Source organism: Kribbella sp. NPDC050820, from assembly GCF_040653975.1.
Lineage (GTDB): Bacteria > Actinomycetota > Actinomycetes > Propionibacteriales > Kribbellaceae > Kribbella.
Map to the genome: position 1 here is coordinate 83,626 of NZ_JBFAHB010000023.1, position 21,747 is coordinate 105,372.

General features: G+C 69.5%; 15 protein-coding genes and 1 pseudogene. 3 read left to right on the forward strand and 13 right to left on the reverse strand.

The window, feature by feature from the left end; translation table 11 throughout:
• Positions 1-135: 135 nt before the first annotated feature.
• The 7 genes from AB0H36_RS21290 to hemL are packed head-to-tail and all read right to left on the reverse strand — an operon-like array spanning position 136 to position 6,264.
• Complete coding sequence (locus AB0H36_RS21290) at positions 136-387, reverse strand: DUF4229 domain-containing protein (protein WP_360525761.1); 252 nt, start codon at positions 385-387, stop codon at positions 136-138.
• Position 388: 1 nt separating this feature from the next.
• Positions 389-1,378: a c-type cytochrome biogenesis protein CcsB gene (ccsB, locus tag AB0H36_RS21295; protein ID WP_360525764.1), complete on the reverse strand. Its 990-nt coding sequence runs from the start codon at positions 1,376-1,378 to the stop codon at positions 389-391.
• Positions 1,375-2,949, reverse strand: a complete 1,575-nt coding sequence (locus tag AB0H36_RS21300; RefSeq protein ID WP_360525767.1) for a cytochrome c biogenesis protein ResB — start codon at positions 2,947-2,949, stop codon at positions 1,375-1,377. Before AB0H36_RS21300 ends, ccsB begins: the two co-directional genes overlap by 4 nt.
• Position 2,950: 1 nt before the next feature.
• Positions 2,951-3,694 carry a cytochrome c biogenesis protein CcdA gene (locus AB0H36_RS21305; RefSeq protein ID WP_360525770.1) on the reverse strand — a complete coding sequence of 248 codons (744 nt, stop codon included), beginning with the start codon at positions 3,692-3,694 and terminating at the stop codon, positions 2,951-2,953.
• The gene (locus AB0H36_RS21310; protein ID WP_360525773.1) at positions 3,694-4,260 is read right to left on the reverse strand and encodes a TlpA disulfide reductase family protein; all 567 of its coding nucleotides are present in this window, start codon (positions 4,258-4,260) and stop codon (positions 3,694-3,696) included. The genes AB0H36_RS21305 and AB0H36_RS21310 overlap by 1 nt, the downstream gene beginning before the upstream one ends.
• Positions 4,260-4,883: a histidine phosphatase family protein gene (locus tag AB0H36_RS21315; protein WP_360525809.1), complete on the reverse strand. Its 624-nt coding sequence runs from the start codon at positions 4,881-4,883 to the stop codon at positions 4,260-4,262. The genes AB0H36_RS21310 and AB0H36_RS21315 overlap by 1 nt, the downstream gene beginning before the upstream one ends.
• 58 nt (positions 4,884-4,941) lie before the next feature.
• Positions 4,942-6,264: a glutamate-1-semialdehyde 2,1-aminomutase gene (hemL, locus tag AB0H36_RS21320; RefSeq protein ID WP_360525775.1), complete on the reverse strand. Its 1,323-nt coding sequence runs from the start codon at positions 6,262-6,264 to the stop codon at positions 4,942-4,944.
• Between the two features lie 252 nt (positions 6,265-6,516).
• Between hemL and AB0H36_RS21325 the strand changes: the two genes are divergently transcribed.
• Complete coding sequence (locus AB0H36_RS21325; RefSeq protein WP_360525778.1) at positions 6,517-7,875, forward strand: lytic murein transglycosylase; 1,359 nt, start codon at positions 6,517-6,519, stop codon at positions 7,873-7,875.
• A 96-nt stretch (positions 7,876-7,971) separates the two neighbouring features.
• Here AB0H36_RS21325 and AB0H36_RS21330 read toward each other — a convergent pair whose 3' ends face one another.
• Entirely contained in the window at positions 7,972-11,646 is a 3,675-nt protein-coding gene (locus AB0H36_RS21330) for a S8 family peptidase (RefSeq protein ID WP_360525781.1), read from the reverse strand.
• Between the two features lie 119 nt (positions 11,647-11,765).
• Positions 11,766-12,725, reverse strand: coding sequence for an LLM class F420-dependent oxidoreductase (locus AB0H36_RS21335; RefSeq protein ID WP_360525784.1), 960 nt, complete (start codon positions 12,723-12,725; stop codon positions 11,766-11,768).
• A 207-nt stretch (positions 12,726-12,932) separates the two neighbouring features.
• On the opposite strand from AB0H36_RS21335, the gene AB0H36_RS21340 reads away from it, so the two are divergent.
• A complete protein-coding gene (locus AB0H36_RS21340) occupies positions 12,933-16,094 on the forward strand; it encodes a glycoside hydrolase family 3 N-terminal domain-containing protein (protein WP_360525788.1) in 3,162 nt (1,053 codons plus the stop codon).
• Positions 16,095-16,206: 112 nt separating this feature from the next.
• Here AB0H36_RS21340 and AB0H36_RS21345 read toward each other — a convergent pair whose 3' ends face one another.
• The 3 genes from AB0H36_RS21345 to AB0H36_RS21355 form a co-directional block, all read right to left on the reverse strand.
• A complete protein-coding gene (locus AB0H36_RS21345; protein ID WP_360525791.1) occupies positions 16,207-18,354 on the reverse strand; it encodes an MMPL family transporter in 2,148 nt (715 codons plus the stop codon).
• Positions 18,355-18,451: 97 nt separating this feature from the next.
• Positions 18,452-19,381, reverse strand: a complete 930-nt coding sequence (locus AB0H36_RS21350; RefSeq protein WP_360525794.1) for a DJ-1/PfpI family protein — start codon at positions 19,379-19,381, stop codon at positions 18,452-18,454.
• Between the two features lie 4 nt (positions 19,382-19,385).
• Entirely contained in the window at positions 19,386-19,985 is a 600-nt protein-coding gene (locus AB0H36_RS21355; protein ID WP_360525797.1) for an isochorismatase family protein, read from the reverse strand.
• Between the two features lie 226 nt (positions 19,986-20,211).
• On the opposite strand from AB0H36_RS21355, the gene AB0H36_RS21360 reads away from it, so the two are divergent.
• Positions 20,212-21,432: an aldose epimerase family protein gene (locus tag AB0H36_RS21360; protein WP_360525800.1), complete on the forward strand. Its 1,221-nt coding sequence runs from the start codon at positions 20,212-20,214 to the stop codon at positions 21,430-21,432.
• 22 nt (positions 21,433-21,454) lie between these two features.
• Here the strand turns inward: AB0H36_RS21360 and AB0H36_RS21365 are convergent.
• Positions 21,455-21,747, reverse strand: a pseudogene (locus tag AB0H36_RS21365) (hypothetical protein); the annotation flags it as partial.

Genomic DNA, 21,747 nt, shown 5'->3' on the forward strand with positions numbered 1-21,747 from the left:
TGGCCTGCGTCACTCTGCGTACCAGCGGTCCGGGTGGTACGGCGGTTTGCCCAGGTGAGCCCGGACATGCGACGGGGGCCTCGGACATCTGGTCAGATGTCCGAGGCCCCCGGATGGTGTCCGCGGTTCAGCGGGTCAGTCGTCGTCCTCGGCGGTGCGGGCCTGCTCGATGCGGTGCGAGATCTTCTCGGCGCGCTGCTCGATCTTGCCGGCCAGCCGGTCGCGGGCGGCGCGCAGGACGAAGATCGAGAGGATCGAGGAGACGATCAGCGCCACCAGGGCGATCGGCCAGATCGTCAGCCAGCTCCGGAAGGCGAACCACAGCACGGCCAGGCAGACGGCGAACAGGGCCGCCCGCAGGCCGGTGTAGATGGCGAACTCCTTCATCTCACACCCCAGCGTAGGAGTGCAGGCCGGACACCAACAGGTTTACTCCGACGAAGTTGAACAGGAAGACGAACCAACCGACGATCGCGATCACCGCGGCCCGGCGGCCACGCCAGCCGGCCGTCGCGCGGGCGTGCAGGTAGGCGGCATACACGACCCAGGTGACCAGCGACCAGACCTCCTTCGGGTCCCAGCCCCAGTACCGGCCCCAGGCGTACTCCGCCCAGATCGGACCGGCCACGAGTACGCCGAACGTCCACAGCGGGAAGGCGAACGCGAGCACCTTGTACGCCGTACCGTCCATCGCCTCGGCACTCGGCAGCCGGCGCAGCGACGCCGACATGGTCCCGCCGGCCAGCACGCGGCGCTCGGCGCGGGCCTTGATCAGGTACAGCACCGAGACCAGGCCGCCGACGGTGAACGCGCCGCCGGAGATCGCGGCCGCGGACACGTGGATGACGAGCCAGTACGAGTGCAGCGCCGGCACCAGCGGACCGGCCGGGGTGTAGAGCGCCAGCGTCGCCAGGCCCAGTACGGCGGCCACGACCAGCGTCACGCCGAGACCGAGCCACTGCAGCTTGTAGCGGTGCACGAAGATCAGGTAGACCGCGGCGACGGCCAGGGACGCCGTGATCGAGAACTCGTACATGTTGCCCCACGGCACCCGCTCGGCCGCCAGGCCACGGGTCACCACACCACCCAGGTGCAGCACGAACGCCAACCAGGTCAGCAGAACCCCAACCCGGCTGGCAGCCGCCATCCGCTCGGAGCGCTCGGGGCTCTCAACCGCTGTGGCGCCGACGGACCCACCACCCGTGACAGGTTCACCGTCGGAGGCGACCAGAACCTCTTGCTCGACCTCTGCAGTCTGAGCCACCGCAGCGCGGCCCATGGCCCACTCCAGGGCGTGGGAGACCATCGCGAGGGCGTAGATGACCGTGGCGGTCGGGATCAGCAGGTTGGAGACTTGCGCGTAGGTCTCCGGACTCATGGTTTCTCCTGCGTGCTCGAACGGTCTGGTTGTAGTGCCTTGCTGATGGCCTGGAGCTCGTCACCGAGGCCGCGCTCGGGTCCGCGGTCCAGTCCGGCGACCTCGACCACGGTACGCCCGTCCTCGGTCCGGACGCGCACCCAGGTACGGCGTGGGTGCACGAACAGCGACCCCATCAGCCCGAGGATCGCCAGCAGGATGCCCGCCAGCGCGAGGTCGGTGCCGGGGGTGTGGCTGACCTGCAGCTTCACCCAGCGGCTGTACCCGTCGAAGGTGATCGAGCCCATCTTGTCCGGCAGCGTGGTGGTCTGCCCCGGCGCCATCTGGAACCGCAGCTTGTCGCCGTCCTTCTCGAACTGGGTCAGCTTCGACTTGTCCAGCTGGTACACCGACTCCGGCTTCCCGGTCTCCGGCTGCGGCCGGCCGTAGTACGCCGTCATCACCAACTCGGGGTTGAGGTCGTCGGGGAACACCGAGACCGGGCCGCGCTGGTCGATCACCGCGGTCGGCAGGAAGAACCCTTCGAACCCGAGCTGGGCCGGCCGACCGTCCGGCGCCTTGATCACGCCGAACGACGAGAAGTTGCCGTCCTGCGGCAGGAACGGCGCCGGCCCGGAGAACGCGACCTGCCCGTTCCCATCCTTCACCGTCACCTTCGGCGCGTAGCCGTGACCGAGCAGGTAGACGCTGCTTCCGTCCAGCTTCAGCGGGTGGTTGACCTTCAGGTCGTACGACTTCTCCGGCGCGTCCGGCGTCTCCTGGTAGGTCAGCTGCGCGTTGAACTCACGCGCCGCGCCCCGCTGCGGCCCGTCCTCCTGGAACCGCACGTTGAAGTCCTTCACGGTCAGCGAGAACGGCGGCAGGTCGTCCTCGCTGAACACGCGGCCCGGCACGAAGTCGTCGTACTGCGCCAGGGAGTTGGAGAAACCGTTGCCGACCACAACCAGCACGGTGCCGCGGTAGCCGAACAGCGAGCCCCAGGCAACCCCGATCAGGGCCAGGATCAAGGAGAAGTGGAAGAGCAGGTTGCCGGCTTCGCGCAGGTAACCGCGCTCGGCCCCGACGGCGCCGTCGTACGCCTGCACCCGGAACCGCCGCTTGCGGAGCTCGCGGGTGGCGACCGCCAGCACGTCGCCCGGCTCGTCGACGGTGAAGCTCTGGTAGCCGGCCAGCCGGTTCAGGTTGCGCGGCGGCTTCGGTGGCCGGGCCCGCAGTGCCTTCAGGTACACGCCGAGCCGGGGCACCACGCACCCGATCAGCGAGATGAACAGCAGCAGGTAGATGGCCGAGAACCAGGCCGACTTGTAGACGTCGAACAGCCCGAGCTTGTCGTAGAACGGCCCGAGCTTCGGGTGCGCCTCGAGGAAGTCGGCGACCTTGATCGGGTCGATCGCCGTCTGCGGGATCAGCGAACCGGGGACGGCGCCGAGCGCGAGCAGGAAGAGCAGCACCAGCGCCGTCTTCATCGACGTGAGCTGCCGCCAGGTCCAGCGCAGCCAGCCGACGAAACCCAGTGCGGGCGGCTGCTCCGAGGAAGGCGGGGCGGTGGCCCGGTCCTTGACGTCGGTCATGTCACACCGCCGACCCGAAGTTGCTGACCCACTGCCGCAGATCGGCGGTCATCGAATCCCACACTCCTGTCAGCAGCAGCAGTCCCACCGCGATCATCAGCACACCGCCGATCCGGATGACCAGCACCTGGTGGGCCCGGACCCACGCCACCGCGCCCAGCATCCGCCGGAACGCCAGCGCCGCCACGATGAACGGAATCCCCAGCCCGAGACTGAACACGACCGCCAGCGCCGCGCCGCGCCCGGCACTGCCCTCGGTCGCGGCCAGCGTCATCACGGTCCCGAGCGTCGGCCCGATGCACGGCGTCCAGCCGAATCCGAACAGTACGCCGAGCAGCGGGGCCGCCGCGATCCCGACCGCCGGCACCCGGTGCACGCGCAGATCCTTCTGCAGGAACCCGAACCCACCGAGGAACACCAGCCCCAGTACGACGGTCGCCGCGCCGAGCACCCGCGTGATCACGGTCTGGTGCTCGAGCAGCGCGTCACCGGCCGCGCCGAACACCACCCCGGTCAGGATGAACACCGCCGAGAACCCGGCCACGAACAACGCCGTCCCGGCCAGCATCCGCCCGCGGGCCTTCGACCCGAGCTCGGCCGCGGACAGCCCGGTCACGTAGGACAGGTAGCCGGGCAGCAACGGGACGACGCACGGCGAGAAGAACGAGATCGCGCCGGCCAGCACCGCGATCGGCAGTGCCAGCAGCATCGACCCCGTCATCGAGTCGGCGAACCACTCACCCATCAGCTTGCGTCTTTCACCATTCCAAGGAGCGTCTGCTTGGTCACCGGCCCGAGCACCCGGGACGCGACCTTGCCCTCCTTGTCGATCACCAGTGTGGACGGGATCGAGCTGGCGGAGATCTTCTGGCCGCGGAACTTCAGCAGCAGCTTGCCCTGCGGGTCGTAGATGCTCGGGTACGGAATCTTGAACACGTCGACGAACTTCTTCGGCGCCGCCGTGTCCAGGTCCCGGGTGTTCAGCCCGATGAACTGCACCGACTCGCCGAGCTCGGCCGCGGCCTCACCGAAGGCGGGCGCCTCCTCCCGGCACGGCCCGCACCACGAACCCCACACGTTCAGTACGACGACCTTGCCCTTGGCGTCGGCCAGCTGCCACGCCTCGCCGTCCAGCGTCGTGCCGCCGAAGTCCGGCGCGGCCACCCGCTCGCCCGCCGGGAACGACGCCACCCGGCCGTTCCCGCTGACGAAGCCGGTCTGGCCCTGCCGGTTCTCCGCGGCGTCCTGGCCGGAGCTGCAGCCCGCGACCAGGAGCACTGCGGCGACGGCAAACGCCGTACGACGAAACATCAGGCGCCACCCACGAACTTCTTCGGGTTTTTCACCGGCAACAGGTCTTTGGCGGGTTCGGCGTACCCGACGGAGACGATCGAGTCGCCGTGGAAGGTGAAGGAGGTCAGGCTGGCGAGGCTGCACTGGCGCTTGCGCGGGTCGTGCAGCATCCGCCGGTTCTCGATCGCGGACCGGACGATCCAGATCGGCAGCTGGTGCGACACGATCAGGGCCTCGTGCCCCGCGGCCTTCTGCCGGGCGGTCTCGATCGCGTCCCGCATCCGCCGGACCAGCTGGCTGTAGGGCTCACCCCAGGACGGCTTCCACGGGTTGCGCAGCAGCCACCAGGCACTCGGCTGACGCAGCGCACCGTCGCCGACGCCGAACTTCTTGCCCTCGAACAGGTTCGCCGCCTCGATCACCCGCTCGTCGATGTCCGGCGTGAGGCCGAACACCTTGGCGATCGGCTCCATCGTCTCCTGGGCCCGCTCCAGCGGCGAGCTGACCAGATGCACGATGTCGCGGCCCTTCACGTGCTCGGCCACCCGCTCGGCCATCGCCCGCCCGAGCTCGGACAGGTGGAAGTCGGGGATCCGGCCGTAGAGCACGCCGGTCGGGTTGTGCACCTCGCCGTGACGCATCAGGTGCACGACCGTCGTTTCGGTCACCGCTGCCCTTTCATCAGTTCGGTAGAGCCCTTCAGTTCTGTACTGCGGCGGCCGCACGGGCTGCCGGGGCGAGGGCGGACTCCAACTCGGCCAGCGCGTCATCGTCGATGGCGGCACTGACGAACCACGCCTCGAAGGCGCTCGGCGGCAGGTAGACGCCGGCGTCCAGCATGGCATGGAAGAACGCCGCGAACCGGGGCAGCACCTGGGTGTTCGCCCCCGCGAAGTCCCTGATCTCGGCAGTTCCCTCCACCGACTCCACGAAGAAGACGCTGAAGAGGTTCCCGGCCGCCTGAATGACGTGCGGCACACCTTCCTTCTCCAGCGCGGTGGAGACCAGCCGCTGGATGGTGGCCGAGGTCTCATCGAGCCGGGCGTACACCTCGTCGGTTGCCAGCCGCAACGTGGTCAGGCCGGCCGCGGTGGCCACCGGGTTCCCGGACAGCGTCCCCGCCTGGTAGACCGAGCCCTCCGGCGCCAGGTGCGCCATCACGTCGGCCCGGCCACCGAACGCGGCGGCCGGGAAGCCACCGCCCATCACCTTGCCGAACGTCATCAGGTCCGGCTGGACGCCGTCCACGCCGTACCAACCGGAGCGGGTGATCCGGAAGCCGGTCATCACCTCGTCGGAGATGAACAGCGCGCCGTTCTCGGTGCAGGTGCGGGCCAGGAAGGCGTTGAAGTCGTCGCGGGGCGGGACCACGCCCATGTTGCCGGGGGACGCCTCGGTGATCACGGCCGCGATCTGGTCGCCGTACTCGGCGAAGGCGGCGGTGACGGCGGCCTGGTCGTTGTACGGCAGCACGATGGTGTCGGCCGTGGTGGCCTCGGTGACTCCCGGCGTCCCGGGGATGCCGAGGGTGATCACGCCGGAGCCGGCCTGCGCCAGCAGCGCGTCCACGTGACCGTGGTAGCAGCCGGCGAACTTCACGATCTTGGCGCGCCCGGTGAACCCGCGGGCCAGCCGGAGCGCGGACATGGTCGCCTCGGTCCCGGACGACACCAGCCGGACCTTGTCCACCGGGGTGCGGGCGACGATCTCCTCGCCGAGCAGCACCTCGGTCTCGGTGGGAGTCCCGTACGACGTCCCGCGGGAGACCGCGGCCTGGACAGCGGCGGTCACCTCCGGGTGCGCGTGGCCGAGCAGCATCGGTCCCCAGGAGCAGACCAGGTCGAGGTAGCGGTTGCCGTCGACATCGGTGATGTGACATCGGTCACCCGATGCCATGAAACGCGGCACGCCGCCGACGGCGCGGAACGCACGCACGGGAGAGTTGACCCCGCCCGGGGTGACTGCGGAGGCCCTCTCGAAGAGCGCGGCGGACTGATCAGTGTGGTCGGGCACGGCCGCCATTCTCCCCGACCCGCCCGCAGGTCAGGCGGGCGGGCAGGGTGCAAGGCCCCGGACAAACGGCACCAGGGGGTTCACAGATGCCTTGTTACGCACCAGTATGGGTACCCGGTGACTGCTCGTACACGGTCTGGCCCGGCGCGTAACCCACGCACGGGGCGGGCGTTAGACCAAGGGACGGCGTCAACCGACACGACGAAATGACCGTCCGCGGCGTGGGGCCGGACAGGTCGATGAGTCACGGAGGGATCATCGATGGCGAAGGGCAAGCGCCGCGCCACCGGGAGCGGATGGCGTCAGGTGGCGCCGTTGGTTCCGCTGGCGTTGTTCGCGAGCGCATTCACCGTCAGCGCCACGGACGATCCGGCAGTTGCCACGGCCTCACTGGAGCAGGGACTCGCCGGCAACGACCCGGTCGTGGTCCCGGCCAAACCGATCGCGGAACCGGCGAACGTGCCGGTGCCGGGCGTGGTCGGCCACGGTGTCGACCCCGGTGAGCAGCCGACCCAGGTGGTCTCCGGCCTGTCCCGCAACGGGATCCCGACGCTGGCGTTGAAGGCGTACTCGCGGGCCCAGCAGGTGATGGCCCAGGTCGATCCGGCCTGCAACCTGCCGTGGACGCTGGTGGCCGCGATCGGCCGGGTGGAGTCGAACCACGGCCGTTTCGGCGGCAACTCGCTGAACTCCAAGGGCGTCGCCGTACCGGGCATCCTCGGCCCGCGGCTCGACGGCGCGAGCACGGCGCGGATCACCGACACGGACGCGGGCGCGTTCGACGGCGACGGCGCGTTCGACCGCGCGGTCGGCCCGATGCAGTTCATCCCCGGCACCTGGCGGTCGATGGGTGTGGACGGCGACGGCGACGGCGTCCGGAACCCGCAGGACATCGACGACGCGGCGATGTCGACCGCGGTCTACCTGTGCTCCGGCAAGACCGACCTGTCCAAGGCAAGCGACCTGAACTCGGCCGTCCTGCGCTACAACCACTCCCAGCAGTACGCCGACCTGGTGATCAGCATCGCCAAGGCGTACGCCGGTGGCAGCTGGATCGCGGTCGGCAACGGGACCGAGAGCGGCGACCAGGGCATCGACCGAGCCGGCGAGCAGATCGGCGACCCGACCGTCGACGCCCCGGCCGACGACAACCTGCCGCAGGCGGTGGACCTGCCGACGTACCCGGCGACCAAGCCGACGCCGGGGGCGGTGGAGCAGAGCGGCAGGCCGAGCACCGAGCCGACCAAGAAGCCGCCGTCGACCACCGACCCGACGACGAAGCCGACCACCAAGCCGCCGACCACGAGCGACCCGACCTCCCCGACGCCGAAGCCACCGACCACGACGCCGAGCGCCCCCGGGCTGGCCACGCTGCAGACCGCCGCCGGCCTGATCGTCGGCACCGTCGGCAGCACGGTGGGCGAGCTGACCAAGGCCACGCAGTACTGCCAGGCGGAGATGGCGAAGGTGACCATCACCAAGCCGACCCAGGAGCAGTTGCAGAAGTGCGTGACCGCCTACCAGACCGGCGGCACCAAAGCCGTCGACCAGGTCATCCGCAACCTGCTGTCCCTGCTGGGGCTGCTGGGCGTCCTCGGTGGAGGCATCGGCGGAAGCTGACGTAACTGGACCGGCGCGCCTGCCCCCACCCCTCCCTGGGCGCGCCCCCGGCGACGCCACGGAGCACCTCCCCCCAGCTTCGTGGCGTCGCCCTTTTTAACGATCGATAAGCCAGGCCTTCTCGATGGTCTGACTGATCCGGTTGCCGGTCAGATCCGTGGCAGTGACGCGGATGTTCGCGTAGGACGCATCCGCCGGCGCGTCCGGAAGCTCGGCCCGCACCGTGCGCCCCACGCCCCGCAACCGCAGTTGTTGCCAGGTCGTCCCGTCGTACGAGATCTCGGCGGTGGTCCGGAAGATGCCCAGACCGCGGACCCCGGGCTGGTAGCCGGGTGTCAGCTCGAGCCGGCCGTCACCCACCTTGTAGTCGACCTGGACGAGCGGCAGCACGGCACGGTCGCGCGACGGCTTGGAGAAGAAGCGCCACTCCGTGTGGGTCGCAGTCGAGGTCGTCGCCCAACTCTTCGGGCCACGCTTCTGGTCCAAGGTCAGGTCGTACCAGGCCGCCTTCGCCGGTACGGCGAACTGCGCAACCGACCAGTTCTTGCTGCCAAGCTCCACGCCGTTGCTGCTCAGCTTCAGGCTCGTCACGTCACCACGGTCGCCCCAGCCGTACGTGTCGCCATCGCCGCTCACGTACTGCGGAATCGCGATCCGCAGCGCATTCTCGAAGCGCGCCGCGGGCAGACCCTCGGCCTCGCTGCCCGTCGCGTTGTACGGCGTCGCCGGACGCATCAGCGACTCCCACCAACCGCGGGTGACCTTTTCGTTCGGGCGGTAGCCGCGGGCGATCGTGTACTCGAACCCGGACTCGTTCCACTCCCCTGCCGCCGTCCGTTCGTCCCACGTGACGCCCTTCAGGTCGGTGGCGAGGTAGTCGGTCCGCGTGACCGGTCCGGTGACCTGACGGGTCGAGGAGAGACCGGTCGAGATCCCCGGCAGGTGAGCGGTCCGCTGGTCGAGGTGCAGGTACCACGCGTCGTTGCGACCGTAGTCCGTGGTCACCGCGGCCGGGCGCATCTTGCCGATGTCGTAGGTCAGCGGGCCGCGCACTGTCGACGGCCCGACGGCCAGGTCGTAGCGGTAGGTGCTGTCGAGCAGACCGTTCAGCTGGAACGTCACGGGTCCCTTGGCGAGCAGGTCGAGCAGTTGCTTCCCCTGCTCGGCGCGCAGCAGGTAGAACGGGATGCCCTGCTCGGATCCGGTCGACCAGTAGCCGGGCTTCTCGTTGTACATGAACACAGCCTTGGCGCCGGCGTCCTTCGCCGCCTTGACCTGCTTCGTCACCTCGTTCAGCGACTTCCAGCGGATCAGCGCCACCTTGTCCTTGGCGCCCGCCAGCTCGCCCGCCGTACCGTCGCCGCCGTTGAACAGGGGCAGCTTCTCGTTCCCCACGAAGACGGTCCGGTACGACGCTTCGTCCGGGGTCGGAAGGCGGAAGGCGCTGCCCGTGCCGCTGACGTCGACGGTCAGCTTGGGCTGTGCGAGGTCCCACCGCTGCACGACCTGGAAGGTGCCGTTGGCAACCTTTCCGAAGTCCTGCACGTAGACGCCGTTGGCGACCCGCTCGTTGTACGCCCAGCCGGAGACCGCGTCCCGGTTGCCGACCTTGCGGTGCCAGGCGATGCCGATGCCCTGCGCGTCGGCCCGCAGCGGGGTCTTCACGGTGACCTTGTTCGCGGTCCGGGCGTCGAAGGTGAACGTGCGGTCGCGGTCGATCCACTCGTCCGGGTCGCCCATCAGTGTCACCGAGTTGGTCCAGTTGGCCTCGTCGCCGCCCATCGCGTATGCCATCACGCTGTACCGCCCGGTCGGCACCTCGAGGGTCCGGCTGCCGGTCTGGTCGAACGCGATCGCCTGCACGTCACCGGTGTCCTGGTTCCACAGCTGGACGCCGCTGGCGCCCGTCTTCGTGGTCGCCGGCTGACCGTCGCGGCCGATCCCCTTCACCGTCACCTGGTTCAGCCGTCCCCCGGCCGCGAACCCGAGCCCGGTCCGGTACGACGTACCGCCGGACCGGGCCGTGAGAACGCCGGAGTACTTGGCCGGCTGGGTCTTGGCCAGGTCGAGGGTGACCGTGGCGGACGCCGTACCGCCGGCCGGGATCGTGAGCCGCGCCGGGCTGACCGTGAGCGCCGCCTTGATCTTCGCGGGCGACTCGGCGCCGACGGTCAGGTCGAGCGTCACCGGCCGGTTCGAGTTGTTGCGGTAGGCAACCGTGCGGGTGACCGGCGCCGGGGCCGTCGGTCCGCTCCAGGACAGGTCACCGAAGAACAGGTTCGCGGTGTCCGGCAGGACCTTCGGGTCGAGGGCCTTCGGGATGTCGATCCGGCCGAGCCCCTGCTGATCGGCCCTTGCCGCGGCCGACGGGACAGCGGTCGCGGCAAGGGCAGCCTTGAGTTGCTGCCCGGTCCAGTCCGGGTGGCGCTGGGCCAGGATCGCGGCCGCGCCGGCGACGTGCGGAGTCGCCATCGAGGTGCCGCTCATCGCCGTGTAGTGCTCACTGAGCACGTGGCCCTGCTCGGTCCCGGCCGCGCGGGCGGCCGCGATCTCGACACCGGGCGCGGTCACCTCGGGCTTGAGGGCGCCGTCACCGAGCCGCGGGCCGCGGCTGGAGAAGTACGCCAACTGGTCGTCGCGGTCGACCGCGCCGACGGTGAGCGCCTCGGTCGCGGTCCCCGGAGACGCAACGGTTTCCTCCGCGCCCGAGTTGCCGGCCGCGATCACGAACAGCGCGCCGCTGGACTGGGAGAGCTGGTCGACGGCCTGGCTCATCGGGTCGGAGCCGTCGGTCGGCCAGCCACCGAGGCTCATGCTGACCACCTTCGCGCCCTGCTGGACGGCCCACTCCATCCCGGCGATCGCCTCGGAGTCCAGGCCGCTGCCGCTGTTGTCCAGCACCTTGCCGATCAGCAGGTCCGCGCCTGGCGCGACACCCTTGCGCTTGCCGGCGGACGCCGTACCGAAGCCGGCGACGATCGACGCGGTGTGGGTGCCGTGGCCGTGCAGGTCCTGGACCGGCTGGTCCGGGACGAAGCTCTCCGACGCGACCACCTGCTTGGCAAGGTCGGGGTGGCCGGCGTCGTACCCGGTGTCGAGTACGGCGACCTTGACGCCGCGGCCGTCGTATCCGGCCTGCCATGCGGTCGGCGCACCGATCTGTTTCGTGGACTGGTCGAGAGTGGCGCGGGTGCGGCCGTCGAGCCAGATCTTGCTGACCTGGCTGCTCTTGAAGGTGGTCGGGCCGCTGATGCCGTCCCAAAAGGTCTTGGCGTCCGACTTCTGCACGCTGACCGCGGTGCTGCCGACGCTGGGGAGCGTACGGCGCACGGTCGCGGCCTGTGGCGCGGTTGGGGTGCTGCGTAGGGTCTTCGGCGCAGTCAGCAGGAGGGGCAGGCGGTCGCTGCGTGCGTCGTCGTACCCCTGGGCGACCAGGTCGGTCAGGTTGAAGAGCCGCTGGTCGAGGCGGCCTTCGGTGAGCAGCGGGTACGCCTCCGCGGGGACCAGGCTGAGGTCGCCGTCGAAGGTGCCGAAGTAGTACGGCTCGTCGTTGGTCAGCCGGGCGGAGACCTGGCCGTTCGAGCTGGTAGTGAGCTCGGCGACGTCGCCGGTGATCAGCGTGATCCGCTGGGTGCTTACGCCCGGCGTCGGGCGATCAGCGGTCGCGGCGGGGGTGTCGGCGGCTTCTGCGGTGGTGGTCGCCAGCAGCAGTGTGCTGGCGACCACCGTCGCGAGCAGGCTCTTCGCGAGCCGTGACGATCGGGCAGTCACAGGGGGATACCTCCCGATGCCCCGACCCACGCGAGGCCATCCTCGGGAGCCTTACAGTTGCCCTAAGCCCCGGTCCACCGGTCCTGGTGACGTACACCCGCCATGACCGGTACCAGCCATCACGAGAACCGCTTGGCCACCTGCTCCACGCGGTCGACCAGGTCCACGTCGTACGCGACCCCGGGGACGTAGAAGTTGACGTAGTCGGCGCCGGCCTCCAGGGCGGCCTCGACCTTGTCGGCGATCTCGTCCTCGGTGGCGACGAAGTTGTCCTTGTCGAACTTTTCCCGGTTCATCGGGCCGAGCGCCTTCTCGGTCGCCTTCTGCGGGTCGTCACCCTTGTCGATCGGGAACACGTTGAAGTTGGTCGACTTGATGATGTCGTCGTAGTTGCGGCCGACCTTCTCGCAGTGCTGCCGCAGGATGTCGCACTTCTCCTTGATCACGTCCGGGTTGCCGCCGCCGATGTTCGCGGCGTCGCCGTACTGCGCGACCAGCTTCAGCGTGACCTGCGGACCGCCGCCGCCGATCCAGAAGCTCGGGTGCGGCTTGCGGACACCCTTCGGCTCGTTGATCGGCGCGTCGATCGAGTAGTACTTGCCGGAGTAGACCGGCTTGTCCTCGGTCCACATCTTGTAGATGATCTCGGTCGCCTCCCGGAAGGCGGCCATCCGCGGCTTGGTGTCGGTCCACTCGTAGCCGTAGGCCTTCCACTCGTGCTCGTACCAGCCGGCGCCGATCCCGGCGTACAGGCGGCCGTGGCTGGCGACGTCGACGGTGGACGCGATCTTCGCGTAGAGCGCCGGGTTGCGGTACCCGTTGCAGCCGACCATCTGGCCGATGTTCACCCGCTGGGTGTCGCGGGCCAGCGCCGCGGTCGCGGACCAGCACTCGAAGGTGGTGTTATCACTCGGCTCCGGCACCGTGTGGAAGTGGTCGAACAGCCAGATCGAGTCCCACGACTGCGCGTCGGCCCGCTTGGCGACCGCCGTCATCGCCTCCCACTGCTCGATCGGATCGGCGATCTGCGCCAGATCCATCTTCCAGCCCTGCGGAACGAAAATGCCGAAACGTGTCATACCGCCATCCTTTCCAACCGCAGCTACCGGGGTCCATCACTCCGGCTACTGAATTTGCACTCAATTCGACCACTGCAGCTTCTCAATCCGGCTGCCGTGAGAGCGCTCTAGTTCCGGAACCGGCGAGGTCTTGCCAGCGCCGGGCCGAAGCCTGAGAGTCGGGCCCGAGACGCGGGCGCGGCCCGCGCCCGAGCCTAGGAGTCGCCCATGCCCAGGTGGCCAGTTCCCCGTCGTCCGAAACGCCGGACGGCGCTCGTCGTAGCGACCGCGCTGATCGCCGGGATCCTGTCGGCCGCGCCCGCGGCGGCGGACGATCCGGCGCCGATCGTGCTGGCGGCGTTCGAAGGAGGAGAGCCGTTCGCGTCACCGCCGAACCCGGGGATCTTCGGGTGGGGCAGTGACGGCGACGACCCGCCAACGATGGAACTGCAGGCTCGGGCGGACGCGCCCAGTGGCGAGAAGGTGCTGCACGGGACGTACAACATCAGTGGCTGGGGTGGGTTCAGCCACGACGTGACGTTCGACCAGAACCCTGGTGACTGGTCGGCGCACAAGGGCATCCGGTTCTGGTGGTACGGCCAGAACACCGCGCCGCTGCCGCCGGGATCCGGCAAGCGGATCTTCTTCGAGATCAAGGACGGCGGCGCCAACGCCGAGGCCTCGGAGCTGTGGAACACCAGCTTCACCGACGACTGGCAGGGCTGGCACCTGGTCGAGATCCCGTTCACCGACCTGGTCTACCGCGGCGACTACCAGCCGGTCGGCGGCATCGACCAGATCCTGAACCTGACCCACATGTGGGGGTACGCGTTCACCATGCCGGCCGGAGCGCCGGGTGAGTTCGCGATCGACCAGGTCGAGGTGTTCGGCAAGGCCGACCCGGCGCTCAAGGCGAGTGTCGTCACCGACGCCGGCGTCTACCCGGTGAAGGAGGGCGGGACCGCCCAGGTCAAGATCTCGGTCGGGACCACCGGCAGCACCCCGCTCGAGGAGCCGGTCACCGTCGCCTACCAGACCGGCGCCGGGAGCGCCGGCTCGGACGACTACACACCCACGTCCGGCACCATCACCTTCCCCGTGGGTACGGCGTCCGGCGCGTCGCAGACCGTCTCCGTCAGCACGAGCAAGGACCGCACCGCCGAGGTCGCCGAGACGATCCCGCTCGAGCTCACGGTCACCGGAGCGAAGCCGCCGGCAGCCCAGCCGACCGTGGTGATCAACGCTCACGACCTGCCGTACCTGAACAGCAAGCTCCCGATCAAGAAGCGGGTCGCGGACCTGCTCGCCCGGATGAACCTGGCCGAGAAGGTCGGCCAGATGACCCAGGCCGAGCGCAACGCACTCCGGTCCCGCAGCGACATCGCGACGTACGCGCTCGGCTCGCTGCTTTCCGGCGGCGGCTCGGTGCCGACCCCGAACACGCCGGCCGCGTGGGCCGCGATGATCGACACCTTCCAGCTCAACGCCCAGGCGACCCGGCTGCAGATCCCGTTGGTCTACGGCGTCGACGCCGTGCACGGGCACAACAACGTGGTCGGCGCGACGATCCTGCCGCACAACCTCGGGATCGGCGCGACCCGCGATCCGGACCTGGCCCGCCGGACCGGTGAGGTGACCGCGACCGAGGTCCGCGCCACCGGCATCCCGTGGGACTTCGCGCCGTGCGTGTGCGTCGTCCGCGACGACCGCTGGGGCCGCACCTACGAGGGGTACGGCGAGGACCCGGCGCTCGTGCAGTCGATGGCGACCGTGATCACCGGGCTGCAGGGCAAGGCCGACGGCAGCCAGCTCAAGCAGAACAACCGGGTGCTGGCGACCGCGAAGCACTTCGTCGGCGACGGCGGCACGACGTACGGCTCGTCGACGACCGGCTCGTACAAGATCGACCAGGGCGTCACCGAGGTCACCCGGCAGCAGCTGGAGACCCTGCACCTCGCGCCGTTCGAGACCTCTGTCGACCTCGGAGTCGGCACCGTGATGCCGTCGTACTCGAGTGTCGCGGTGGACGGCCAGGCGCCGGTGAAGATGCACGGCAACGGTGAGCTGATCAACGGCGTGCTGAAGGACCGGATGGGCTTCGGCGGGTTCGTGATCAGCGACTGGCAGGCCATCGACCAGCTGCCGGGCGACTACCCGAGCGACATCCAGACGTCGGTCAACGCCGGTCTCGACATGATCATGGTGCCGACGAACTACCAGGGCTTCACCCAGGGCCTGACCGGCGAGGTCACCGCCGGCCGGGTCCCGATGACCCGGATCGACGACGCGGTCCGGCGGATCCTGACCGAGAAGTTCAAGCTCGGCCTGTTCGAGAAGCCGTACGCCGACACCTCGCGGATCGCCGACATCGGCTCGGCCGCACACCGGGCGGTCGGCCGCGAGGCCGCGGCCAAGTCTCAGGTGCTGCTGAAGAACGACGGCAACCTGCTGCCCCTGGCCGCGACCGACAAGGTGTACGTCGCCGGCAGCAACGCCAACGACCTCGGCAACCAGATGGGCGGCTGGAGTATCAGCTGGCAAGGCGGCTCCGGTACGACGACGACCGGAACGACGATCCTGGACGGGATCAAGCAGGTCGCGCCGACGGCAACCTTCAGCGCGGACGCCTCGGCTCCGCTGGACGGTCACGACGTCGGCGTGGTCGTGGTCGGCGAACGCCCGTACGCCGAGGGAATCGGTGACGTGGGCAACGGGCACGACCTGCTGCTGTCGGACGCGGACAAGACCACGGTCGACAAGGTCTGTGGCGCGATGAAGTGCGTCGTACTGATCGTGTCCGGCCGGCCGCAGGTGATCGCGGACCAACTAGGCACAATCGACACCCTCGTCGCGTCCTGGCTGCCTGGCACCGAGGGCGCGGGTGTGGCGGACGTGCTGTTCGGCAAGCGGCCGTTCACCGGTCGCCTCCCGGTCAGCTGGCCGCGGGCCGAGGACCAGCAGCCGTTGAACGTCGGCGACGCGTCGTACGACCCGCAGTACCCCTACGGCTGGGGTCTGACCACGCAGGCGACGGCCCGGCAGAAGCTGACCGAGGCCCGCGATGTCCTGCTGCGGGAGCACGACCCGTATGCCCTGGCTGCGGGTGTCGCCGCCGGAGTCGCGCTCCACGTCAAGGACTGGTCAGGACCGCAGGCGCCGATTGCGTTGGCGGCTCTGGCTCAGTCGGCGAAGTACCTGGAGCGGACCAAGGCCGACTCCTATGCCGAGGGTGACGCGGTGGTGAGCGCGGCCCGCTGGATCGCGCAGAACCGGATCGGACAGGACATCGCCGAGCCGACGTCCAAGCTGACGTCGGACGCCGAGCACCTGCTCCTGACCGGACAGCTGAACGCGGCCGTCAGCAAGCTGACGACCGCCTTCACGAACTAGCCGAGTGGCGGCCGGGACGGGCCCCTCTCCCATCCCGGCCGCCACATCCCCCGCGGCTCATCCCCCCGGCACCTGGTAGACGGAGGTTCCGGCGAAAAGGTTGGAATTCGGTCTAGACCGATGCGAGCTCCCGCTCCCGGACCTCCGGAGCGGCGGCCGCGGCGAGCTTGTTCGGCCACCAGGCCTTGCGGCCGAGCAGGACCATGATCGACGGCAGCATCACGATCCGGACCAGGGTGGCGTCGATCAGTACGGCGACGGCCAGGCCGACCCCCATCTGCTTCATCTCGAGCATGCTGAGGGTGGCGAAGACCGCGAACACCGAGATCATCACGGCTGCCGCGCTCGTCACCACACCCGCCGACTCGGTGATGCCCTTGCGGACGGCCTCCCGCGGCGCCAGCCCCGCCGCGACGCCCTCCCGGATCCGGCCGAGCACGAACACGTGGTAGTCCATCGACAGCCCGACCAGGATCACGAACAGGAACAACGGGATCCACGACACCACGAACCCGGCCGAGGTGAACCCGAGCAACCCTTCGGCCCAGGTGTGCTGGAACACCAGCGCCAGGACGCCGAAGCACGCGGCGACCGAGGCCAGGTTCAGCAACGTCGTCACCACCGCGATCGCGACACTGCGGAAGGTCGCCGCCATCATCACCAGCGTCAGCGCCAGGACGAACGCGATCACGTACGGCAGCTTGTCCCGCTGGTTGTTGCCGTAGTCAACGGACTCGGCGGACTCGCCGCCGACCGCCCAGGTCACCTGAGAGCCCAGCGCCGCCGGCGCCAGTTCGTCGCGCAACTGCCCGAGCGCGGTCGCTGCGTTCTCGCTGTTCTCCGGCAACACCGACACCAACGTCAGTACGGCGGTCCCGTCACCCTGCCGGATCGTCTCCCCCGGCGCGACGACGAACTTGCCGCTCTGCACGGCGGACTGCTGCAGCCCGGCCAGCGCCGTGACCGCGCCGCCGCCCTGCGCGACGACGTCGTACGACAGACCGCCCTGGGACGGGAAGTTGGCCTGCAGGTCCTTGAGCGTGCGCACCTCGGGGATGCTCTGCGGCAGCGTGTTCAGGTCGGCCGACTCGGTCTTCATCCCCAGCGCCGGTACGGCGAGGGCCACCATGGCGACAACGGACAGCGACAGCGCGGCACGGGGATGACGCAGTACGGGCGCCAGGACGCGGCGGCTGATGCCACCCGGGCCGATGCGCCGGTTGAGCCGCCACAGCAGCGGGACCCGCGGCCGGTCGACCCGGTGCCCGAGCTTCGCGAGCAGCGCGGGCAGGACGGTCAGCGAGCCGAGCACCGCAACCGCGACGACCACGATCGTTGCCGTTGCCATCGACTCGAAAGTGGCGTCCTGAGCGACGTACAGGCCGGCCATCGAGACGATCACGGCGAAGCCGGAGACGACCACCGAGTGCCCGGAGGTCGCCGCGGCGATCTCGACCGCGTCCAGGGTGCTGCGCCCCTTGCGACGTTCCTCGCGTTCACGCTTGAGGTAGAAGAGCGAGTAGTCGACGCCGACCGCCATACCGATCAGCATCACGACGTTCGCCACCGAGCCGCCGTCCGGGAACAGGTAGGACAGTGGCGCGTAGAAACCGAGCGCGGCGCCGACGGCCGAGAACGCCAGCAGCACCGGGATTCCGGCCGCGATCAGCGCGCCGAAGGCCAGCAGCATCAGCGCGAAGGTGATCGGCAGGCTGAGCTTCTCCGCCTTCACCAGGTCGGAGCCGACCTGCTTCCAGATCCCGGCGTCGACCGACGCGCTGCCGGCCTGCGCGATCGTCAGGTCCGGGTTCGCCTGCTGCACCTCGGCGGTGGTGGCGACGATCTGCTCGATGTTGTCCGCGGCGTCGTCGTCGGTGCCCTTCAGCTCCATCGGCAGCAGCGCGGCCTTGCCGTTCTGGGACCACACCGGCTGGCCGACGGCCTGCACCGAGTCGAGTGCTCCGAGCTTCTGCTGGAGCTGCGCGATCGCCGTGCCCGCGGCGGCCTTGTCCAGCGGGCCGTCCGGGTCGGTCAGCAGGACCGTCTCGGTCGGGCTGTCGCCCAGGTTCGCCTTCTCGATCAGTTCCGCGGCCTGGCCGGACTGGCCGACCCAGGTGTCCTTGTCTTCCGCCTGCTGCTTCGGGATGACCACCGACATCCCGATCGCGACGACGACGAGCAGCAGCCAGAGGCCGATCGCCCGCCATGGATGGGTCGCACTCCAGCGCGCGACGCGCACAGTCACTGAACCCCTGCTCACCCTGCCCCACCTCTTCCTTGTTCCGGTCAGGACGAGCCTGTCCGGAACGCGGGCGGAACTCAGGAGTCTTGAGCCCCCGGGCGGGGTGGAGTTAGGCCTACCCTGCGACCGGCTCGGCGGTGCGGGAGCGGAGCCGGCGCAGCATCCGGGCGTCCTCGAAGCCGACCGCGCGGGCGGCTGCCTCGACCGTCGTACCGTGGCCGATCAGGTGCTCGGCGCGTTCCAGCCGGAGCAGCTGCTGGTAGCGCAACGGGGTCAGGCCGGTCGCAGCGGTGAAGATGCGGGTCAAGGTCCGCTCGCTCACCCCGACCTGCCGGGCGAGCTCGGTCAGCAGCAGCCGGTCGGCGTACCGGGCGTCGATGACGTCCTGCACGCGGTGGGCGAGATCGCTGAGGTGACCGCGATGCCGCAACATCACGCTCTCCTGCAGCTCGTCGCCGTTCCGCCGCGCGTAGACGACCATCTCGCGGGCCACCCGCGCGGCCGCCTCGGCACCGTGCTGCCCGGCGACCAGGTGCAACGCCAGGTCGATACCGCTCGCGATCCCGGCCGAGGTGATGACCCGGTCGTCCATGACGTACAGGACGTCACGCACGATCGTCGCCCGCGGGTATCGCGCCGCCAGCTCGTCGGTCAGGTCGTGGTGCGTCGTGTACCGCCGACCGTCGAGCAGTCCGGCCGCCCCGAGCGCGTCAGCCCCCGAGCACACACTCGCCACCGACCCACCGCCGGCGTGATGACTGCGCAACCGCTGCCTGGTCTCCGGCCCGATCGGCGGCACCGGCGACAACCGCGGCGACCGCCACCCCGGTACGACGATCAGGTCGCCGGGCCCCAGGTCGGGCCAGTCCAGCCGGGCCTTGACCGGGACGCCCTGCGCGGTGACGATCTCGTCGGTCTCGGCCACGTAGCTCAGCCGGTAGCCGTAGCCGAGGTCGTTCGCGGTCGAGAAGACCTGCGCCGGCCCGGCCAGATCCAGCAGGTGCAGCTTCGGCACCAAGAGGAACGCGACCTGGGTGGGGCTCATCTGGTCAGGATGGCACGGGTACGGCGGTGAGGTCGTCGAGCGTCCGAATGGTGGCGAACCGGCCGGCCAGCGCGTACTCGGTCCGCTCGGTGACGACCTCGGGGCTCAGGGTCCGCGGGTCGGCGAGGACCTCCTCGAGGGTCGCGTCGGCCGGCATCGTCCAGTGCGGCAGCGGGGTGGTCGCGGTCGCCTCGGTGACGAACACGACGTCGTACCCGAAGTCGGAGGCGACTCGCGCGGTCGTCTCGCAGCACTGCTCGGTGCGGATGCCGCTGATCACCAGTTCGGTGACACCGTGCTGCGTCAGCTGCTGCTGAAGATTCGTTGTACTGAAGGCGTTGTGCGAGGTCTTGGTGATCATCGGCTCGCCGTCGACCGGCTCGAGACCCTCGATCAGGCGGACGTGGCCGTTGGCCGGGTCGAAGGCTCCGCCGGTGCCCGGCTCGGAGTGCAGCACCCAGACCACGAGGTCGCCCTTGTCCCGGGCCGCGCGGACCAGGCGGTCGACCCGGTCGGCGATGTCGGGGTGGTTCACGGCGGCCCAGTTCGGGCGGACCCGGAAGGACTCCTGGACGTCGATCACGATCAGTGCGGTTCGGCTCATGACGATCATCCTGGCGGCCGGACGCCGTACCGCTGAAGACCTGATCGGGCCCGGCGGCGGACGGATCCGGTCAGGCGGCGCGGGACGTTTCCACTGTCATGCAGTCATCGGACGAATTCAAACCGTTACGAACTGTTCCAAACACTGGACACTCGTGCCTATCGTGCCCGGGTCGGCTCCATGAGAACGCTCTCGCCGACTTCGACGACTCAGTGAGGGGATTGCGATGTCCGACCAGTTACCTCGCCGCCAGGTCCTGCGGACGGCCGGGGCCATCGGCCTCGGCGCAGCCACCGCGGGCAGTCTCAGTGGGGTGGCCCAGGCCAGTTCGGCCGCTGGTACGGCGGATAGGTTGACCGCCATGGGCGAACACCACGGCAGGTTCGAGATCCGCAAGGACCCGTTCGGCACCACCCCGGACGGACAGCAGGTCGACGTCTACACGTTCACCAACGGCCGGGTCACCATCTCGATGCTGACCTGGGGCGCCACCATCCAGCGGGTCGAGACCCCGGACCGGCGCGGCCGCACCGAGAACATCAGCCTCGGCTTCGACAACCTGCCGGACTACGCGACGCTCAGCCCGTACTTCGGCTCCACCATCGGCCGGTACGGCAACCGGATCGCCAAAGGCCGGTTCACGCTCGACGGGACGACGTACCAGATCCCGGTCAACAACGGCGAGAACGCGTTGCACGGCGGCACCATCGGCTTCGACAAGAAGGTGTGGCAGGCCAAGGTCGTGCGCAGCGACAAGGCCGTCGGGGTCGCGTTCAGCTACGTCAGCCCCGACGGCGAGATGGGCTTTCCGGGTGAGCTGACCACCAGGGTGACGTACACGCTCGACCGCCGCGACACCCTGCGGATCGAGTACCACGCGACCGTCTCCGGCAAGGCGACCGTGGTCAACCTGACCAACCACGTGTACTTCAACCTGGCCGGAGAGGGCAGCGGCTCGATCGACGGCCATGTGCTGCAGATGGACGCGCCGTCGTACACCCCGGTCGACGCCGGGCTGATCCCGACCGGCGAGATCGCACCGACGGCCGGGACGCCGTTCGACTTCAGCAAGCCGACGGCGATCGGCAAGCGGATCCGCGACGACCACCCGCAACTGGTGATCGGCCGCGGGTACGACCACAACTTCGTCCTCGGCGCCGACGCCGGCAAGGACGGCCTGCGCTTCGCGGCCCGCTTCTGGGAGCCCGACGAAGGCCGCACCGTCACCGTCCACACCACCGAGCCGGGCGCGCAGTTCTACAGCGGCAACTTCCTCGACGGCACCTTCCAGGGCATCGGCAACAAGTCGTACCGCCAAGGCGACGCCTTCGCCTTCGAGACCCAGCACTTCCCCGACTCCCCCAACCACCCCAACTTCCCGTCCACCGTCCTCCGCCCCGGCGACACCTACACCTCCACCACCACGTACACCTTCGGCACGAAGTAGCCGAGGCCGGACGCCCAGGCCATCACAATCGCGGTGTCGGGGAGCACTCCCCCCTGCCGGCGTGCTGCGGCTGCGATTGTGGTGGCCTGGCGGTCCGCCACACAGTGCCTTGCCGGTCCCGGCCGATCCATTGTTCGAGCGCGACCACCTCGGGGTTGGCGTTGAGTTCGCGTTCGAGGAGCCAGCAGGCCAGGTCGACGCCCGCGAACCATCCCGAGCCGCAGGTGACCAGGTCGCCGTCGTCGACGCGAGCCGGTTCCGTCGTGGTCCATCGCGTCACCGGCCCATACAGACAGCGCCGCGCCGGACTCGTTC

Excerpts from the sequence above, each read along its gene's own strand:
- AB0H36_RS21310 (WP_360525773.1), bottom strand. The coding sequence starts at position 4,260 with ATGTTTCGTCGTACGGCGTTTGCCGTCGCCGCAGTGCTCCTGGTCGCG.
- AB0H36_RS21305 (WP_360525770.1), bottom strand. The coding sequence starts at position 3,694 with ATGGGTGAGTGGTTCGCCGACTCGATGACGGGGTCGATGCTGCTGGCA.
- ccsB (WP_360525764.1), bottom strand. The coding sequence starts at position 1,378 with ATGAGTCCGGAGACCTACGCGCAAGTCTCCAACCTGCTGATCCCGACC.
- AB0H36_RS21300 (WP_360525767.1), bottom strand. The coding sequence starts at position 2,949 with ATGACCGACGTCAAGGACCGGGCCACCGCCCCGCCTTCCTCGGAGCAG.
- AB0H36_RS21340 (WP_360525788.1), top strand. The coding sequence starts at position 12,933 with ATGCCCAGGTGGCCAGTTCCCCGTCGTCCGAAACGCCGGACGGCGCTC.
- AB0H36_RS21360 (WP_360525800.1), top strand. The coding sequence starts at position 20,212 with ATGTCCGACCAGTTACCTCGCCGCCAGGTCCTGCGGACGGCCGGGGCC.
- AB0H36_RS21290 (WP_360525761.1), bottom strand. The coding sequence starts at position 387 with ATGAAGGAGTTCGCCATCTACACCGGCCTGCGGGCGGCCCTGTTCGCC.
- AB0H36_RS21315 (WP_360525809.1), bottom strand. The coding sequence starts at position 4,883 with ATGCGTCACGGCGAGGTGCACAACCCGACCGGCGTGCTCTACGGCCGG.
- AB0H36_RS21355 (WP_360525797.1), bottom strand. The coding sequence starts at position 19,985 with ATGAGCCGAACCGCACTGATCGTGATCGACGTCCAGGAGTCCTTCCGG.
- AB0H36_RS21350 (WP_360525794.1), bottom strand. The coding sequence starts at position 19,381 with ATGAGCCCCACCCAGGTCGCGTTCCTCTTGGTGCCGAAGCTGCACCTG.
- AB0H36_RS21335 (WP_360525784.1), bottom strand. The coding sequence starts at position 12,725 with ATGACACGTTTCGGCATTTTCGTTCCGCAGGGCTGGAAGATGGATCTG.
- hemL (WP_360525775.1), bottom strand. The coding sequence starts at position 6,264 with ATGGCGGCCGTGCCCGACCACACTGATCAGTCCGCCGCGCTCTTCGAG.
- AB0H36_RS21325 (WP_360525778.1), top strand. The coding sequence starts at position 6,517 with ATGGCGAAGGGCAAGCGCCGCGCCACCGGGAGCGGATGGCGTCAGGTG.